This window comes from Lentzea sokolovensis, from assembly GCF_033949975.1.
Classification (GTDB): Bacteria; Actinomycetota; Actinomycetes; order Mycobacteriales; family Pseudonocardiaceae; genus Lentzea; species Lentzea sokolovensis.
The window spans coordinates 206563-220657 of the sequence record NZ_JAXAVU010000011.1 but is presented as its reverse complement, the minus strand read 5'-3'; the positions used below and the strand labels follow the sequence as shown (position 1 = coordinate 220657).

The window sequence follows — 14095 nt, the reverse complement described above, 5'->3', positions numbered from 1 at the left end:
TTTTCGTCAGCGGACGCCCGCGAGCGTGGCGAACGGCTCCCGGCGCGGCAGGGCGGTGGGGAGACCGGCCAGCCTCTCCAGCGCGGAGCACACCCTCACGGCGGCACGCCCGTCGCCGAACGGGTTGCGCCCCAGGGGAAGCCGCAGCCGGGAGCCGAGCACCCAGCCCGCCTCGGCGAGGATGCGGGTGGTGTCGGTGCCGACGAGCCAGGCGCACCCGGCGTCGACGGCGAGCATGCGTTCGGTGGTCTCGCGCAGCACCAGCACCGGCACGCCGAACGACGGCGCCTCCTCCTGGATGCCGCCGGAGTCGGTCAGCACGAGGGCCGAGCGGCGCAGCACGCGCACCAGGTCCGGGTAGTCGAGCGGGTCGGTGATGACGACGCGCTCGTGACCGCCCAGCAGCGACACGACCTGTTCGCGCACACCGGGGTTCGGGTGCGCGGGGATCAGCACGTGCAGGTCGGGGTGGCGGTCGGCGATGGCGCGCACGGCGTTGAGCACGCGCATGAGCGGGCGGCCCCACGACTCACGGCGGTGCACGGTGACGAGCATGAGGCGGCCGCCGGTGGCGTCCAGGGAGCGTTCCAGGGCGACGACGTCCGGGCTGGACGCTGGAAGGTCGAGTGCCGCAACGCGCTGCACGGCGTCCACGACGGTGTTGCCGGTGACGACGATGTGGCTGTCCGGCAAGGACTCGGCGTTCAGCGCGTTGGCGGCGTCGTCGGTCGGCGCGAGGTGCAGCGACGTGATGCGGGAGATCATCTGCCGGTTCCCCTCCTCGGGGAACGGGCCGTACAGGTCGCCGGTGCGCAGACCGGCTTCGAGGTGCGCCACGGGGATTCCGCGCCAGAACGAGGCCAGCGCCGCGGCCAGGGTGGTCGTGGTGTCGCCCTGCACGAGGGTGACCGCGGGGTCGCACTCCTCCAGCAGGGCGTCGAACTCGGGCAGCAACCGGGAGACCAGCTCGGCCTGCGTCCCGGTGACGCGGGGAACGTTCAGCCGCACGTCCGGCTCCAGGTCGAACGCGCGCAGCGCCTGCTCGACCATGCCGGCGTGCTGTCCGCTGTGGACGATCGTGGGACGGAGGCCGGGGTGTCCCTTCAGGGCGATGGCGACAGGGGCGATCTTCAGTGCTTCCGGCCGGGTGCCGGCCACGAGCAGAACTTCTTTCCTCACCGTTGTCCTCTTCTCGGGGAGACCGGGAGGTCCGCCTGGGGCCGGGGGTACACCCCAGGCGGACCATGTCAGCCAGCTCGGTCAGGTCTGACCTGGGCCGGAACCGCTCGGCGCTTCTTGCGCGTGCTGTGCATGAGGAACGCACCAGCGAGCAAGAGCACGATTCCCGCGGCGATCCACCACGTCACGTCCGCACCGGTGACCGCGAGGGCGCCCACGCTCGTGCCGACACCGACGCCCGTACCGGGGACCTTGTACATTCGCCGCTCTCCTCGATCAGGCCGCGTTGAGCGACGCGCGACGGCGCAGCGCTGTGAAGGCGACCGGAGCGGCGACGACACCGAGCAGGCCGAGGCCGATCCACAGGCCCGCCCCCGACGCCATCGGAATGGGCAGACCCGCGGGGCCGCACGTGGCGGACGAGAGGATCACGTCGCCCGTGCCGATGCCGCCGAGCACGCCCTGCAGCAGCTTGATGTGAATCGCGTTCACGGTGAGGCTGCCGTCGTCGTTCTTGATCTGCTCGTTGAAGATCACTTCAGCGATCTTGACGCCGGCCAGTTGCACGTCGAGCTTGGTGTTGGCCGCCGGGTCGGCGTTGACCTGGCCGAGCTTGCCGAGGTTCAGGCCCACGAGCTTGGACTTGCCGGCCAGCCCCTTCTGGGTGGCCGTGCACTCCGCCTCCACCAGTTCGGCGGAGATCTTTCCGGTGACCTTGGAGAGCAGGTCGACCCGGACGTCCGCGGTGCTCGCCCGCGAGTACACGCCGCCGGAATTCTCGTCCCGCGACGCGGAAGCGTTGATGACACCGGTCTTCAGGATTCCGGTGAGGTCGACGCCTGCGAACGAGTTCTTCGTCGGACCGTTCGCATTGGCTGCGGCGAAAGGCTCCGCGTTGACCGCGGGGCTGCCGAGCAGCGTCACGTTGAGCTTCGCACCATAAGCCGAGGCGTCCCCCGGTGCGGCCGAAGCAGGTGCGGCACCGACCAGGAGTGCGGCAATCGCGATGACTCCGGCCAGTCCCGTCATTCGGACACGCATGAAACTCCTTCCCTTGGTTCCTCCGGCCCCAGGGCGCGCCGATACCACTGTGGTTTCACGCTTTCCGGGGGCAATTACCGGCATCGGCGTTCTTTCGAGGGAACTGAGGGTTACTCCCCGTATCGGGCGACGGGACCACTCGACTCGCCCAATCGGCGCCACCCATCGTGGCTATTTCGATCAATTTCCGGTTACGGCGTCACCCGATCCGGGGGTGGAGGATGACGTTGCGTCTACCGATGGAACGTCAAGTAGCCCGTCTGGGCGCTCCCTCATCGGTGGAAAGGATCCTCGGGTGACGCTTGCCCTGCGCCGCGCCACATTCCCGAGCCGGGTGACCGTGGTCGTCCTGCTCGCCGTAGCCGCGGGACTCGTGTTCGCACACCGCCTGTACCGCACGGCCGAGATCTCCCTGTCCGGCGCGATCCTGAGCGTCATCAGCTCCTACGGCGTGGACGTGATCCCGGAACGCCAGACCGTCTACTTCGGACTGGGCTCGGACACCCCGCTGGGCCTGCGCATGACACCGGAGTGCACGTCCGCGTTCCTGGTGCTGCCGCTGATCGTGGTGGGCGCGGTGATGATCGCGTTGCGCCCGCGCATCCGGAACCGCGTGCTGTTCGCGCTCGGGATCGCCGCGCTGGCGGTCGTCATCGTCAACCAGTTCCGCGTGCTGACGCTGGTGGGACTGGTGCAGTGGCTGGGCGTCGACACCGGCTACTACTGGGGTCACACCCTGCTCGGTTCGATGGTGAGCGTGTTCGGTGGCGCGGCGGCGTTGGTCGCGTTCGTCTGGCTGGCCACGCGGAAGTGAGCCTCGACCTCGTTCTCGGGTTCACGCAGGCGCTCGCCCTGACGATGAGCGTCGCCTTCGTGACGTACGTGTTCGTGATCGTGATCCCGTACCTGCGGCGCAAACCCGCGCCCGTCGGCGAACCTTCTTCGCTGGAGTGGCACTTCTTCGTGCCGTGCCGCGACGAGGAGGCCGTCATCGGCGACACGATCCGGTACCTGCGCACGACGTTCCCCATCGCGCACGTGTGGGTCATCGACGACGACTCCGACGACAGCACGGCCGGAGTCGTGCGGACGTTGAAGCGCAACGGCGGTATCCGGGATCCGCAGATCCACCTCGTGCAGCGCCAACGCCCATATGCCCGCACCGGCAAGGGAAACGCGTTGAACGACGCGTACCGCACGCTGAAGATGTGGATGGGCCGGCGTGCGGACGCCGACCGCGCGATCATCGTCGTGGTGGACGCGGACGGCCGTCCCGCACCGAACTGCCTGGAAGTCTGTGCGGCACAACACCTCTTCGGCAACCCGCGGATCGGCGCCGTGCAGGTGGACGTGCGGATGATCAACGCGGGTCAGCGGCAACCCGGCGTGACGTGGTGGCGGCGCGCGTTCGGTGCCGGGCTCGTGCGGATGCAGGACCTCGAGTTCCGCACGGCCATCGCGGCGATCCAGATGTCGCGCGGGGCCACCGGCACGATCTCCATGGGCGGCAACGGTCAGTTCACCCGGCTGTCCGCTTTGGACTCGATCGCGGGGCCGACCGGAAGTCCGTGGCGCGGCTCGTTGCTGGAGGACTTCGAACTCGGCGTGCACCTGCTGACGGCTGGCTGGCACACGGGTTTCTCGTTGGACACGCACGTGAACCAGGAGGCGCTGTACTCGTTGCGGCGCTTCTTGGCACAACGCACGCGGTGGGGTCAGGGAACCATGCAGTGCATGCGGTATCTGCGGCGCATCTGGGACTCCGACCACCTGACCACGCTGGGCGCGGCGGAGATGATGTACTACCTCGCACAACCGTGGATGCAGTTGCTCGGCACGCTCATCTACCCGATTCCGATGGCTCTCATGGCTTACCGATTCGCCGTGTCGCCTTCCGAAGTCGTGGCGTGGTTCTTCGACGGCGCGTGGATCCTCTTCACCGTGTACGGCGCGTTCGGGCTGATGCCGTTCGTCCTGTGGGGACCGGTGTACCGCGCACGCTGTGAGCCCGTTGGGTTCTGGAAATCCATCGCGTACGGGTTCGGCTACGCGCTGTACATCTACACCTTCTACATCACGTCGTGGCGCGCGCTGATCCGTTTGGTGCGCGGCAACAACGGTTGGACCAAAACGCGCCGCAACGAGGACCGCGTGGCGGGCAAAGTCGCCCTGGATGTGTGACCGGTCACTTTGTGGAGATCGAACAAAGACGTTCTCGAGCTTCCGTGGTTAACCTCGGTTCACTCGATTCCGTCTGGGAGGGAACGTGGCTCTCGCACTCGCGCCCCGTCGCACCGTGCTCGCCGACTTCGTGCCGGGCGCACTGGCCCGCGACCTGATGCTGGTCGTCGCCGGTGCCGCCCTCACCGGTCTCGCCGCGCAGGTGGCGCTGCCGATTCCCGGCAGCCCGGTTCCGCTGACGGGCCAGACGTTCGCCGCTCTGCTCGTCGGCGCTTCCCTCGGCTGGCAACGCGGAGCGACCTCGATGCTGCTGTACCTGATCGCGGGCGTCGCGGGCGTGCCGTGGTTCCAGGGCGGCTCGTCCGGCGTTCCGGTCTCGCTCGGTTACGTCGTCGGCTTCGTGTTCGCCGGTGCTCTCGTGGGGTACCTGGCCGGCCGCGGCGGCGACCGCACGCCGTTGCGCACCCTGGGGACGATGGCGCTGGGCAACCTGGCGATCTACTCAGTCGGCGTGCCGTGGCTGATGGCGATGACCGGGATGTCGCTGGGCAAGGCGCTGGCCGTCGGCGTGCTGCCGTTCCTGATCGGTGACGCGCTGAAGATCGCGCTGGCCGCGGGCGTGCTGCCGGGAGCCTGGGCCCTCGTGCGCCGCCGGTAGTTTGGACCGGGTGGTGACACCTGGCGAGTACCTGACGTTCTTGGACGCGCGTCTGCCCGGTCTCGTGGCAGGCGCGCATCTTCACGGGTCGACCGTGCTGGACGACGTCGTCGCCGACTCGGACCTGGACGTCGTGATCGAGCTTGCCGCGGCCGCTGAGGTGCCTGCTTTCGACGGCGCCGACGTCGCCGTGGTTCTGGCGGGCTCGTTGGAGAAGCCCGTTTTCGACGTGACGCCGCTGGCCGGTGAGATCACTCCCGTGCTGTGGCAACAGTTGCGCACCGTCGGTCGGACCGTGCGCGGCGCACGCCCCACCTGTCCCGGCACGGCCGCTGACGTCGAGGCCTACTGCCGCTCGAACCTCCTCAGTTACTGGAAGCCTCTGTCCGACCAGGTTCGAGCCACACCGGAGCTGCCGCGTGACGGCGTTCTCTGGGTAGGACTGGGCCCCGCGCGTTTGTGGCACACGATCCGGACCGGCGAGATCGTCAGCAAGTCGCGCGCTGGTGAACTGGCCGCGGCCCGCTGGCCCGACCTGCCGATCCTGGACGTCGTGTCCGCGCGGCACGACTCGTCCGTGGAACTGACCGCGGTTCACGCGCGGGCGACCGTCGAGTTGTTCGACCGGATCCTGGCCGACGTAACGACCTGACCTCCGCGGCCGAGAAATCCGCGTGACCACGCATACCCCCGAAGAGCTGGGCTGCCTGGCCGGCGGCCCGGCCCGCGCGGCCGAGGTGGCCCTGGCCCGCCTGATCCAGGCCGGCCTGGTCCGGGTCTCGCGCGAGGGCGTGCTGAGCGCCGTCCACGTGCCCGGCGCCCGCCCGGCGACCCCGCTGGAGGCGCAGATCCTGCACGGCCTGCGCTCGGGCCGGCACCTGAACGACGTCGTCTTCGGCGCCTTCAGCTCGTCGGAGGCGGAGGGCCTGCGCGGCCACCTGATCAACCGCGGACTGCTCCGGCGCCGCCGCTCCCTGCGTCCCCGCCTCTACCCGTGGCTGTTCCTGCTGGCACCTCTGCTCATGGTCGCGGGAGTGCTCAACGCCGTGGCTCCGGAACTCCAGCGGGAGTTCGTGCCGCAGCTGCCCGAGTTCCCGTTCTGGTACTTCTTCGCGGCCGCGGCAGCCGTGTTCGTCTGGGCCTCGGTGCTGCGCGCCCGCGATCCGGGCCGCCTGCGCACCAGGGCCGGCTACGTCCTGCTGAAACGGGCCAAGCGCCGGGTGGGTCCGCAGGACCCGGTCGGCGCGGTCGCCGTGCGCGGGCTGCGCGGGAGGATCGGCGGGGTCGCGGTCGCCGGCATGTTCGGGCTCAGCGCGGTCATGATCGCGACCCTGCCCGGCCGTGACACGACCACCAGCAGCAGCTGCGGGGGCGGTTGCTCGTCCGACAGCGGCTGTTCGTCGGGTGACAGCGGCGGTGGTGGCTGTGGCGGCGGATGCGGTGGAGGCGGCGGCGACTGACGTCGTAACGGCCTGAGTGCCGAACCCGACAGGCGCGGCATGAGCAAGTGGGACGAGCACGACCTTCTGCCCAAGGTGACGGCCGCGCTGCGGCAGGACGGCCGCCCCTACATGACCGCCTACCAGCTGGCGATCAAGCTGGAACGCGCTCACCCCGGCCTCGCCGAGAATCTCGGGATGCCGCTGGGAGGCGCCGGAATCGGCAGTCGCAACAGCCTTGCTCAGTACCTGGGGAGCGAGTTGGCCCGCCGTTCCAAGCGCCTGGGCGAGTCCTTCCCCGTCGAACACGCCTACTTCTCCAGGTACGAACTGCGGGAGATCAGCTTCGGCACCGGAGTCGTCAGCAGCGTCACCGACAGCGGATACGACCACTCGATCTTCCGGTGGCGCGGACCGGTCAGCGACTCCTGACCGAGACTGTCGGACCTGCCGGGTACGGTCTGTCCCGTGCCTGAAGTTCCCCCCACCCTGAGCCTGCTCGAAACCGCCGTCCACGCCGTGGGTGGCGCGGAGCGTCCTGGTCAGGTGGAGATGGCCGAGGCCGTCGACCACTCGATCCGCACGGGCGAGCATCTCGCGGTGCAGGCGGGCACGGGTACCGGCAAGTCGCTGGCGTACCTGGTGCCGTCGATCCGGCACGCGGTGGCCGAGGCCGAGACCGTGGTGGTCTCGACGGCCACGATCGCGTTGCAGCGGCAGCTGGTCGACCGGGATCTGCCGAGGCTGTCCAAAGCGCTCAAGAAGGACCTGGGGCGCGAGCCCACGTTCGCGATCCTCAAGGGCCGCAGGAACTACCTGTGCATGCACCGCGTGCACAACGGGGCTCCGGACGAGCCGGAGGAGGACGCGCTGTTCGACCCGTTCGCGGTGTCGAAGCTCGGGCGCGAGGTGAAGCGGCTGCACCAGTGGTCGTCGGACACCGAGACCGGGGATCGCGACGAGCTGGTGCCCGGCGTCAGCGAGCAGGCGTGGCGGCAGGTCAGCGTCACGGCCCGGGAGTGTCTCGGGGTGTCGAAGTGCCCGATCGGGGCCGACTGCTTCGCGGAACGGGCGCGGGCCGAGGCGGGCAAGGCGGACGTGGTGGTCACGAACCACGCGATGCTCGCCATCGACGCGTTGGAGGGCTACCAGGTTCTGCCCGACCACGACGTGGTGGTGATCGACGAGGCGCACGACCTGGTCGACCGCATCACGTCGGTGGCCACGGAGGAACTGAGCGGCGCGAGCGTCTCGATGGCGGCGCGGCGGTGCGGGCGCCTCATCGACCAGGACATCGCGGACCGGCTGGCCGAGGCCAGTGACGGGCTGGCGATGATCCTCGAAGACATGCCGTCAGGCCGGCTGGACGCATTGCCCAGGGCTCTCGCGGGCGCGCTGGCGGCCACGCGCGACGCGGCGCACGCCTGCATGTCGGCCATGGGTTCGGAACGCAAGGAGGACCCGGACGGGGCGACGGCGCGCAAGCTCGCGCTGGCGTTGCTGGAGGAGGTCCACGACTGCGCGGTGCGGGTGCTGGAGGCGTTCGACGAGGAACACGACGTCGTGTGGGTGTCGGGCGACTTCAACCAGAAGGCGCCGTCTCTCCGGGTCGCCCCGCTCGGCGTGGGCGGGCTCCTCAGGGAGCGGCTGTTCGCCAAGCGCACCACCGTTCTGACGTCCGCGACGCTGACGCTCGGCGGCGCCTTCGACACGATGGCGCGCCAGTGGGGCCTGCCGCCGGCGGAGAAGGTCCGCAAGATCGAGGGCGCGGCGACCGACAAGGACATCGACGGTCCGAAGTGGTCCGGCCTCGACGTGGGCTCGCCGTTCCAGCACGGCACGAGCGGAATCCTCTACGTGGCAAGGCATCTGCCTCAGCCGGGGCGGGACGGCCTGCCGCCGGAGTACCTCGACGAGATCGAGGGCCTGGTGAACGCGGCGGGCGGCCGCGCGCTCGGCCTGTTCTCCTCGACGCGCGCGGCGAAGGCGGCCACGGAGGCGCTGCGGGACAAGCTCGAGTACCCGATCCTGTGCCAGGGCGACGACGCGACGGGCCTGCTGGTCAAGAAGTTCGCCGAGGACGAGCGCACGTGCCTGTTCGGCACGCTGTCGCTCTGGCAGGGCGTCGACGTGCCGGGGCCGAGCCTGCAGCTCGTGATCATGGACCGGATCCCGTTCCCGCGCCCGGACGACCCGCTGGCCTCCGCCCGCCAGAAGGCGGTGAGCTCGCGCGGCGGCAACGGCTTCCTGACCGTCGCCGCCACGCACGCCGCCCTGCTGCTGGCCCAGGGCGCGGGCCGGTTGCTGCGGTCGATGTCGGACAAGGGCGTGGTGGCCATCCTCGACCCGAGACTGGCCACGGCCCGCTACGGCGGCTTCCTCAGGGCCTCACTCCCCCCGTTCTGGACGACCTACGACCCCGAGGTGGTCCGCGGCGCCCTCAAGCGGTTGGACGAGGCTCAGACCCCTTGATCCGCTCGACCAGTTCGTCGCGGTAGGCCTGGGCGTCCGCCAGTTCCGGTTCGGAACCGTCGGTCCGCTTCAGCGCGCCCTCGAGGATCTTCAACGCCTGCCTCTCGTCCCCCTTCGCGTCGCCCAGCCGTGCCGCGTCCTCCATGGCTTTCGCGAGCTTGGTGCGCGCCTCGGGTTCCTGGGTGGCCTTGCTGATCCGGATCCAGTTGCCACCCGGATCGATGACGGCGAAGCCGGTGTACCGGTCGTTGCGCAGCCGAGGCCTGGTCATGCGCGGAATGCCGGAGATGAGCAACTTCCCGTGCACGGCGCGCATTCGAGCCGCGAAGTCCTCGAAAAGCGGCCCGGTGTCCTCAACGATGACCACGCACGTGCTGTGCGACTGCTCCGGAACGTGGCCGTCCATCCCGTAGAAGTGCAGGTTGATGTCTTCACGCCGCATGCAGACGTACGGGTTCGGCCGCGTCTGCCGATAGGTGACCGAGAAGCCGAGCATCTCGTAGAAGGACGCGATTTCGTCGATGTCCCGACAGGGAAGGAGTGGAATCGTCAGTTCGTTTGCCACCGCCCGAAGCTAAGCCCGGACGAGCCAAAACGACACGGAGCTATTTGCTCAAGCGAATAGCAGCGCGACTCCGCCCAGCAACAACAACGCGGACACGAGGGCGATGACGAGCACACGCCCGCGTGGCGTCCTCGCGTGCTTGAGCGCGATGGCGAGCGGTCCAACAGGCACCACGACGGTTCCCTTCGACGGAATGGCGACTACAGCTACAAGTGCGCCGAGTGCGACCTTGAGCGGCGACATGCCCAGTTCGCGCGCACCAACGACATCGGCTTCCCACTGCTCGCGATAGCGCTCATCGCCCACAACAGCCGCCGCGAACCACACCAACAACAACGCGACTCTCATTGCGCCGCCCTGGGCACGAACCGAGGCGCCGGAGCCGCCCGAGCGACGACTCGACGTGCTTCCGCGGCACCCTCGCCGGTCAGCCGGTACATCCGCCGGCGCGGCCCACGCCGTTCCGCGTCGTCGTCCCAGGCCGAGGTGACCCACCCGGCCCGTTCCAGCCGGTCCAGCAACGGGTAGACGCTGCCGGACGGCCTGCCGGTGAGCTTGATGATCTCCAGGCCCCAGCGCGGCTCGTCGGCGCCGAGCAGCACTTCGAGCACGTCGACGGTGGCCTTGCCGATGCGCTGCAGTGGCTCCACGCCACCAATACTACCTATGTAGATTAAGCCGTTCAAGCAGCTCTTCGCGGAACTCCAGCGCCGACGCCCGCTCCTCCTCCGAAGCGTGCACCTCCCGCGCCAGCGCCCCTTCGAGGATCCGCAACGCCTGCCGCTCCGCCCCGTGCGACCCGGCCAGCGTCACCGCGTTGGTCAACGCCCTGGTCAGCCCGTTGCGCGTCGACTCCCGCTCCCGCACAGCCGGCACCACCCGGATCCAGTTGCCGCCGGGGTCGACCACCAGGAACCCGTCCCGGCGCGGCCGCGTCATCCGCGGAATGCCCGTGAGCAGCACCTGCCCGTAGACCGCGCGCATGCCGTGGGCGAACGCCTCGTACAGCTCCCGCGGGTCCTCGACCTGGATCAGGCACGAGCTGTACGACTCGGCGGGCTCGTAGCCCGGGATGCCGAAGAAGTGCAGGTTGATCTCCGAGCGGCGCACCGACAGGTACGCGTTCGGCCGGTACTGCCGGTACGTGACCGTGAACCCGAGCATCACGTAGAACTCGGCCACCTCGTCGATGGAGGCACACGGCAGCAGCGGGATCGTCACCTCGTTGGCCACGCCGCCACGCTAGCGGCGCAGGTCAGCCGTCGACCAGCAATCCACGTAACGGTCCTTGCAATCTTCCGGCACGGCGGGACACACCGGGCAACGGCGTCACGCGGGCCGGACGCTCCAGCGCGGGCCGCCAGATCTCGTCGACGACGTGATGCGCGGGCCCGGAGACGTCCGCCTCCAGATGCTCGGTCCACAGCCGCAGGCGGGTCGAGCGGGCCACCTCGGGGTCGTCGGTCACCACGTTGACCTCGGTGTCGTTGAACAGCGAGTGCTCGTTCAGGTTCGCCGAGCCGACGGTGAGCCACCGATCGTCCACAATGGCCAGTTTGGCGTGGATGTAGACCGGGGCATCGCCATGGGAGACAAGGGTTGCGGCGACGAGTCGCTTGTCGGTGTCCGCGTCGAGCAACCGGCCCAGCTGACCGCGGGTGGTGTCGGCGCCGTTGCTGGGCTTCTGCGGCAGCAGCAACACCATCCGGAACTCGGGCGTCGGCGGGTTGCTCAGCTTCTCCAGCAGCACCTCGGTGATCTCCGGCGACCACAGGAACTGGTTCTCCACGTAGATCAACGACTCCGCCGACCGCAGCGCCCTCAGGTACGAGTCGAGCAGGCTGAAGTCGCCGTGCGGCGCGAACGAGTAGGTCTTCTCCGGGATCGTCCGCACCAGCTGCACCGACGACGACCCGGCCTCCGGCGGCACGACGGGTGCGGGCAGGGTCTCCCCCGCGATCTCCAGCCAGCGCGCCGCGAAGTGCGACGCGACCTCCGCCACGACAGGGCCTTCCATCTTGGCCACGTGGTCGTGCCAGCCGAGGTCACGGGGCGGATGCTCCGGCGAGTCGTGCCTGTCACCCTCCACCGCGGTCATGTCGAGGCCGCCGACGAACGCCACGTCGTCGACGATCACGATCTTCTCGTGGTGGCAGTGCAGGGTCCGCTCGCGAGCGTCCAGCTCGCACCGGACGGCGCCGCACTCCCAGAAAGCCTTCTGGGCAGCCAAAGCGCGCTTGCGCGTCGGCTCGAACATGGGGAAGGGCGGACCGGCCCAGAGCAGCACGCGCACCGGAACCCGTTCCGCGGCAGCCGAAAGGAGCTCACGCAGCTGCGGCGCGCCCGGCTCGCGGGTCAGCCGGAAGTCCGGCGACGCGTGCCAGTTCGCGATGTGCACGTACTTCTGCGCGTTCTCGATCGCTTCCGCCACAGCGGGAAACGCGGCGGCGCCGTCGATCAGAACCTCGATCTTGTTGCCGTGCTGCACCGGCCGGCGCGGGGTGAACGGCCCCGCGCCGTCGCCGTCGAGCACCTCGCCCCACCCCAGCCGTCGCAGTCTGCGCGTGTGGTGCGAGCACAGCAGGTTCTCCAGCCCGTCACCGAGCCGGGCGTCGAGAACATCGAGTAAGCCCACGAGGCGGATTTACCCGTTTCGCGCGCTTCTAAACAGCGAGCACCGTCGTCGTTCCCGGCTCGACCTCCGTGAAACCCGCGTCCCGCACCGCGACGACGTCGTCGCGACCGAGCAGCGCGTCCCACTCCTCGGCCGACGGCGTCCGCACGGCGCACCGGTAGTCCAGCAGCGCCCACGCCTTGAGGTCGGCCTCGGACAGGCGCGGCGCCAGCAGCATCGACGCGTGCCCGACCTGAGCCGCGAGCTTCCCGGCGGACATCTCGACGCGCGGGTTCACGTACAGCAGCCGTGCACCCTCAGGCACCGCTCCTGGCTCGTCAGGAGGCAGGTCGGACCCGGAGATCTGCAGCTTGGCGACCTCCCGGGGCGTCTCGGTCACCAGCACCGGCAGCAGCGACCGGACCGACGCACCGTCCACGGTGATCGTCACCCCCGGCAGTTCCTGCACGGCCTCCCACTGCACGCCACGGGCCCGCCGGGACACCTTGCGGATCCGCCCGGCCACCCACGCCCGCACGGCCTCGTGCCACTCGCCACCGACGTCAGCCCGCGGGTCGAGGCACACCGCGACCGCCGAAGCAGCCGCGGCTTCCAGCAACGCCGTCCGGGACGGCGGATCAACGCGTTCGATGCGCAACACCATGGGCATCGCGCGGACTTCGGATTCCTCCGCGTAGTTCCGGGAGGCGATGAGGTCGAGAATCATCACAGCCGGGTCAGCTCCAAGCCGTCCGCGGCGTCCGCGGCCTCCACCTCGGCCCTCGTCACGCCGAGGATGAACAGCACCGCGTCCAGGAACGGGTGCGACAGCGCCGTGTCGGCCACCTCGCGCAGCGCCGGCTTGGCGTTGAACGCGATGCCCAGCCCGGCCGCACTCAGCATGTCGATGTCGTTCGCGCCGTCACCGACCGCCACGCACTGCGCGAGCGACACGCCGACCTCCTCGGCGAACCGGCGCAGCGCCACGGCCTTGCCCGGCCGGTCGACGATCTCGCCGATCACCTGACCGGTCAGCTTGCCGTCCACGACCTCCAGCGTGTTCGCCGCGCAGAAGTCCAGCTGCAGCTCGTCCGCGAGGCCCGTGATCACCGACGTGAAGCCGCCGGACACCACACCGCAGTAGAAACCGAGGCGCTTCAACGTGCGGATCGTCGTGCGCGCACCGGCCGTGAGCTCCAACGAGGCCCCGACCTCCGCCAGCACCTTCTCGTCGAGGCCCTCCAGCAACGCCACCCGGCGCCGCAGCGACTCGGCGAAGTCGAGCTCACCGCGCATCGCGGCCTCGGTGATCTCGCGCACCTGCTCCTCGCACCCGACGTGCGCGGCCAGCATCTCGATCACCTCGCCCTGGATCAGCGTGGAGTCGACGTCGAACACCACCAGGCGCTTCGCCCGCCGCGTCAGGCCGGCCCGCTCGACCGCGATGTCGAGGCCCACCCGCACCGACACCTCGGCGAGCGCGGACCGCAGCTGCGTGTCGTTCTCCATCGTGTCGTCCGCGACCGAAACACGCAGTTCAAGGCCCGTGACGGGGTAGTCGGCGACGCCGCGGATAGCGTCGATGTTCACGCCCAGCGACGCCAGCCGGCGCGCGACCTCGGTGAACGCCTTCGCGGTCACCGGGCGGCCGAGCACGATCAGCACGTGCGACGACTCCAGGCGCGCGGTGCGCTTCGAGTCCGCACCGATCTCGATCTCCACGTGCATCGAGACGGTGGCCATCGCCTGCTCGACCGACTCCTGCAGACCCTCGGGGTCGTGGTCGGTCGAGACCAGCGCACCGAGCACCAGCCGGCCCCGGATCACGACCTGCTCCACGTCGAGCACCTCGACGCCGTGCCGTGTCAGCACGGCGAACAGCACGGAGGAGACACCAGGCTTGTCGGGGCCGGTCACGGTGATGAGCACGGGCGTTTTCACGTCGT

At 69.6% G+C, this 14095-nt stretch carries 17 protein-coding genes; 7 read left to right on the top strand and 10 right to left on the bottom strand.

Translation table 11 applies throughout. The annotated features are described in order from the left end of the window. Nucleotides 1-6: 6 nt before the first annotated feature. From wecB to SK854_RS27900, 3 genes are all read right to left on the bottom strand, one after another. Nucleotides 7-1179, bottom strand: a complete 1173-nt coding sequence (gene wecB, locus SK854_RS27910; RefSeq protein WP_319978078.1) for a non-hydrolyzing UDP-N-acetylglucosamine 2-epimerase — start codon at nt 1177-1179, stop codon at nt 7-9. A 68-nt stretch (nt 1180-1247) separates the two neighbouring features. After that, nucleotides 1248-1439 (bottom strand): LPXTG cell wall anchor domain-containing protein, encoded by a 192-nt coding sequence (locus SK854_RS27905; protein ID WP_319978077.1) that lies wholly within the window; start codon nt 1437-1439, stop codon nt 1248-1250. 16 nt (nt 1440-1455) lie between these two features. Further along, nucleotides 1456-2220, bottom strand: coding sequence for a choice-of-anchor P family protein (locus tag SK854_RS27900; protein WP_319978076.1), 765 nt, complete (start codon nt 2218-2220; stop codon nt 1456-1458). 295 nt (nt 2221-2515) lie between these two features. Between SK854_RS27900 and xrtP the strand changes: the two genes are divergently transcribed. From xrtP to SK854_RS27865, 7 genes are all read left to right on the top strand, one after another. Then, complete coding sequence (xrtP, locus tag SK854_RS27895) at nt 2516-3034, top strand: exosortase P (protein ID WP_406601839.1); 519 nt, start codon at nt 2516-2518, stop codon at nt 3032-3034. 44 nt (nt 3035-3078) lie between these two features. Next, nucleotides 3079-4401 carry a glycosyltransferase gene (locus SK854_RS27890; RefSeq protein ID WP_319978201.1) on the top strand — a complete coding sequence of 441 codons (1323 nt, stop codon included), beginning with the start codon at nt 3079-3081 and terminating at the stop codon, nt 4399-4401. Nucleotides 4402-4558: 157 nt separating this feature from the next. Further along, nucleotides 4559-5059, top strand: coding sequence for a biotin transporter BioY (locus SK854_RS27885; protein WP_319978200.1), 501 nt, complete (start codon nt 4559-4561; stop codon nt 5057-5059). A gap of 10 nt (nt 5060-5069) precedes the next feature. Further along, on the top strand, nt 5070-5711 hold the full coding sequence (locus SK854_RS27880) for a hypothetical protein (RefSeq protein ID WP_319978075.1): 642 nt from the start codon (nt 5070-5072) through the stop codon (nt 5709-5711). A 22-nt stretch (nt 5712-5733) separates the two neighbouring features. Beyond that, the gene (locus SK854_RS27875; protein WP_319978074.1) at nt 5734-6519 is read left to right on the top strand and encodes a TIGR04222 domain-containing membrane protein; all 786 of its coding nucleotides are present in this window, start codon (nt 5734-5736) and stop codon (nt 6517-6519) included. Nucleotides 6520-6558: 39 nt separating this feature from the next. Further along, on the top strand, nt 6559-6930 hold the full coding sequence (locus tag SK854_RS27870; protein WP_319978073.1) for a hypothetical protein: 372 nt from the start codon (nt 6559-6561) through the stop codon (nt 6928-6930). A gap of 120 nt (nt 6931-7050) precedes the next feature. Continuing rightward, on the top strand, nt 7051-8970 hold the full coding sequence (locus tag SK854_RS27865; RefSeq protein ID WP_319978199.1) for an ATP-dependent DNA helicase: 1920 nt from the start codon (nt 7051-7053) through the stop codon (nt 8968-8970). Here SK854_RS27865 and SK854_RS27860 read toward each other — a convergent pair. Genes SK854_RS27860 through serB form a run of 7 tightly spaced genes read right to left on the bottom strand, consistent with a single transcriptional unit; the run spans nt 8939 to nt 14090 of the window. Next, nucleotides 8939-9535, bottom strand: coding sequence for a VOC family protein (locus SK854_RS27860; protein WP_319978072.1), 597 nt, complete (start codon nt 9533-9535; stop codon nt 8939-8941). The genes SK854_RS27865 and SK854_RS27860 overlap by 32 nt on opposite strands. A 48-nt stretch (nt 9536-9583) precedes the next feature. Further along, nucleotides 9584-9883 (bottom strand): hypothetical protein, encoded by a 300-nt coding sequence (locus tag SK854_RS27855; protein ID WP_319978071.1) that lies wholly within the window; start codon nt 9881-9883, stop codon nt 9584-9586. After that, nucleotides 9880-10185 carry a helix-turn-helix transcriptional regulator gene (locus SK854_RS27850; RefSeq protein ID WP_319978070.1) on the bottom strand — a complete coding sequence of 102 codons (306 nt, stop codon included), beginning with the start codon at nt 10183-10185 and terminating at the stop codon, nt 9880-9882. Before SK854_RS27850 ends, SK854_RS27855 begins: the two co-directional genes overlap by 4 nt. 10 nt (nt 10186-10195) lie before the next feature. Then, nucleotides 10196-10768, bottom strand: a complete 573-nt coding sequence (locus tag SK854_RS27845) for a bleomycin resistance protein (RefSeq protein ID WP_319978069.1) — start codon at nt 10766-10768, stop codon at nt 10196-10198. 22 nt (nt 10769-10790) lie between these two features. Next, a complete protein-coding gene (locus SK854_RS27840) occupies nt 10791-12170 on the bottom strand; it encodes a phospholipase D-like domain-containing protein (RefSeq protein WP_319978068.1) in 1380 nt (459 codons plus the stop codon). A gap of 28 nt (nt 12171-12198) precedes the next feature. Continuing rightward, nucleotides 12199-12876 carry a peptidyl-tRNA hydrolase gene (locus SK854_RS27835; protein WP_319978067.1) on the bottom strand — a complete coding sequence of 226 codons (678 nt, stop codon included), beginning with the start codon at nt 12874-12876 and terminating at the stop codon, nt 12199-12201. Beyond that, complete coding sequence (serB, locus tag SK854_RS27830) at nt 12876-14090, bottom strand: phosphoserine phosphatase SerB (RefSeq protein WP_319978066.1); 1215 nt, start codon at nt 14088-14090, stop codon at nt 12876-12878. Before serB ends, SK854_RS27835 begins: the two co-directional genes overlap by 1 nt. Nucleotides 14091-14095: the final 5 nt, after the last annotated feature.